The following is a 2,530-nucleotide window of genomic DNA, read 5'->3' on the forward strand; positions in this document are numbered from 1 at the left end:
CATCCTGCAACTTATCTGTTTCAGTGCAGCTCAGTGAACGGAAAACCAGTAGTGATGCCGGTGCATTCTTGCTGCGCGAGGTGCTCGATCGCAGCGGTGTGATTGAGAGCTTGGATCGGCAGTTGCTGGATGATCGTGCCCCCGCACGTGTGCAACATAGTTTGTCCATAACAAAAAAAACAGGTAAACCAGCCTATTAAGCTAATTTACCTGCTATTAAAAAGAATCACTTTAAGTGCTGATAGAAAATGCTTAGAAAAAACCCTTATAGGACGATAAAGCGATCTTCATCCGCCATAAATTCTTTTTCTGAAAACTCACCTTGGTGTGAACCAAAAGGCATTTGGGCGCGTAGTTTCCAGCTTGCAGGAATATTCCACTCAGCTGCTACGGCTGCATCAGGTAATGGATTATAGTGCTGTAGGCTGGCACCTATGTTGGCTTCAGATAAGGCAGTCCAAACCGCTAGTTGTGCAATACCTGTTGAATGCTCTGACCAAATTGGGAAGTTATCGGCATAAAGTGCAAAGTTTTCTTGTAAGCCTTTTACAACATCTTGGTCTTCATAAAATAAAACTGTACCTGCGCCCGCTGCAAAGCTGTTAACTTTAGCTTCTGTTGGAGCAAAATCTTCAGCTGGTACAATTTTTTGAAGTTCGTTTTTAACGATATCCCAAAACTTTTCATGCTGTGCGCCATGTAAAATAACTGCGCGTGAACTTTGTGAATTAAATGATGAAGGCGATTGGCGAATTGCCTCTTTAATAATTTCAGTAACTTCTTGCTCTGCTAGGGGTAGCTCTTTACCCAAGGCATACTGACTACGACGCTTTTTTAACGCTTCTAAAAACTGCTTACTCATTTTATAAACTCCAATGTTTGTTACAAAAAATAGTGGGGTAGTGCTAGGTTAACTTGCGTCAACTAAAACCAGTTCAGCTTCTTCTAGGGCTGTAATCCCGTCTTATTCACGAGCCTTGACCTAAAATAAAGAAGGCGAGTGGTTTATTCTTTATAATCAATATGTTCGGCAAGAACTTGATTAGAGAGGGCCACTCCCCATGGGTGAAACACTACCAAGCTGGAAACCATCCTGCAACTTATCTGTTTCAGTGCAGCTCAGTGAACGGAAAACCAGTAGTGATGCCGGTGCATTCTTGCTGCGCGAGGTGCTCGATCGCAGCGGTGTGATTGAGAGCTTGGATCGGCAGTTGCTTGATGATCGTGACCCCGCACGTGTGCAACATAGTTTGTCCAGTCAGCTTCGTACTCTGCTGGTTCAGCGTGCGCTGGGCTGGGACGATCTGAGTGATACGCAAACACTAGCAAACGACCCAGTTTTGCAGCTGGCCTGCAGCGATCAGCGCAGCACCACGCCACTAGAGCAGCCCCGTCCTTCGCAGCCAACCCTGTCGCGTCTTCTGAATCTGTTGGCCACAGATATCAACCAGTCTGCATTTCATGACGGTTTGCTCGACATGGCCATGTGGCGACTGTCTTCGATGCGCAGCGGCAAGCCATTGTCATCGATCACGTTGGATGTCGATGGCCTGCCCATTGAAACTTTTGGCCAACAAGTCAGAACGGGCTACAACAGCTATGTTGGTTATTCACACTACTCACCGCTGGTGGCTTCTATCGCTGAAACGGGCGACATGGTTGGCGGCCTGTTACGAGAGGGAAACAGCGGTTGTGCAGTACAAGCTGAGTACTGGATTCCCAAGCTGGTTGAACGGATTGGCAAGACAACCGGCACCAAGGTCAGAGTTCGTTTTGATGCGGGTTTTACTGGCAACCCAACACTTTCGGCACTGGATGACGCCAATATTGAATATGTTGGTCGATTGTCCAGCAATACCGTACTTGAGCGCGAAGCGGCACACTACCTCAAGCGCCCAGTGGGTCGGCCAACCCATCAACTACGCGAGTGGTGCCATGAGTTTTACTATCAGGCACAGTCTTGGGAGAAGCCGCGCCGCATTATTTTAGTGGTCTGCGAGCAACCGGATGATCTGTTTTTAAAACATTTTTTCCTAGTCACCAGCCTGGACTGGAAAGACTGGACACCGCATAAAATTCTGCAGCTGTACCGCAAACGCGGGAAAGCTGAGGGGCACATGGGCGAACTGAAAGACACGCTCAACGTTCACCTATCTTCTACCTGCCGTGGTGCGTCTACCGTGCAACAGGTGATGGGCCGCAATCAGGTCAGCCTGCTGCTGAGTCTCTACGCTTATCAGATGCTGCACAGTCTGCGAGCGCTGATGGAGCGCGTCACACAAAAGGGCTGGAGCATACGCAAAGTCCGCGAGCAGATCCTGAAAACAGCAGCAACCGTGGCCGTGCATGCGCGAAAAATAGCAGTTCATATCGGACAGTCCGGCGGCAAATGGTGGCCCAGTCCTGAGGAATCCCCTAATGATTTTGATAAAAATCATAAATTTAAGGTAGATGCACATCTTGTCATGTGATCAAATGGTTCTGAGAAAAATCAATAACCAGACAACAAGATGTGCGAACTCGATATTTT

General features: G+C 47.9%; 2 protein-coding genes and 1 pseudogene. 2 read left to right on the forward strand and 1 reads right to left on the reverse strand.

The features are described 5' to 3' along the window. A pseudogene (locus tag K5Q92_RS23530) lies at positions 1-200 on the forward strand (IS1380 family transposase); the annotation flags it as partial. Positions 201-265: 65 nt separating this feature from the next. Here K5Q92_RS23530 and K5Q92_RS23535 read toward each other — a convergent pair. Next, positions 266-862, reverse strand: a complete 597-nt coding sequence (locus K5Q92_RS23535) for a nitroreductase family protein (RefSeq protein WP_053411096.1) — start codon at positions 860-862, stop codon at positions 266-268. 199 nt (positions 863-1,061) lie between these two features. Here K5Q92_RS23535 and K5Q92_RS23540 point away from each other — a divergent pair, with 199 nt between their 5' ends. After that, complete coding sequence (locus K5Q92_RS23540; protein ID WP_231970742.1) at positions 1,062-2,471, forward strand: IS1380 family transposase; 1,410 nt, start codon at positions 1,062-1,064, stop codon at positions 2,469-2,471. Positions 2,472-2,530: the final 59 nt, after the last annotated feature.

The organism is Shewanella sp. MBTL60-007 (assembly GCF_019654915.1).
Lineage (GTDB): Bacteria > Pseudomonadota > Gammaproteobacteria > Enterobacterales > Shewanellaceae > Shewanella.

What these genes read in the sequence shown, in the direction of transcription:
- K5Q92_RS23535 (WP_053411096.1), bottom strand. Translation starts at nt 862, where the DNA reads ATGAGTAAGCAGTTTTTAGAAGCGTTAAAAAAGCGTCGTAGTCAGTAT.
- K5Q92_RS23540 (WP_231970742.1), top strand. Translation starts at nt 1,062, where the DNA reads ATGGGTGAAACACTACCAAGCTGGAAACCATCCTGCAACTTATCTGTT.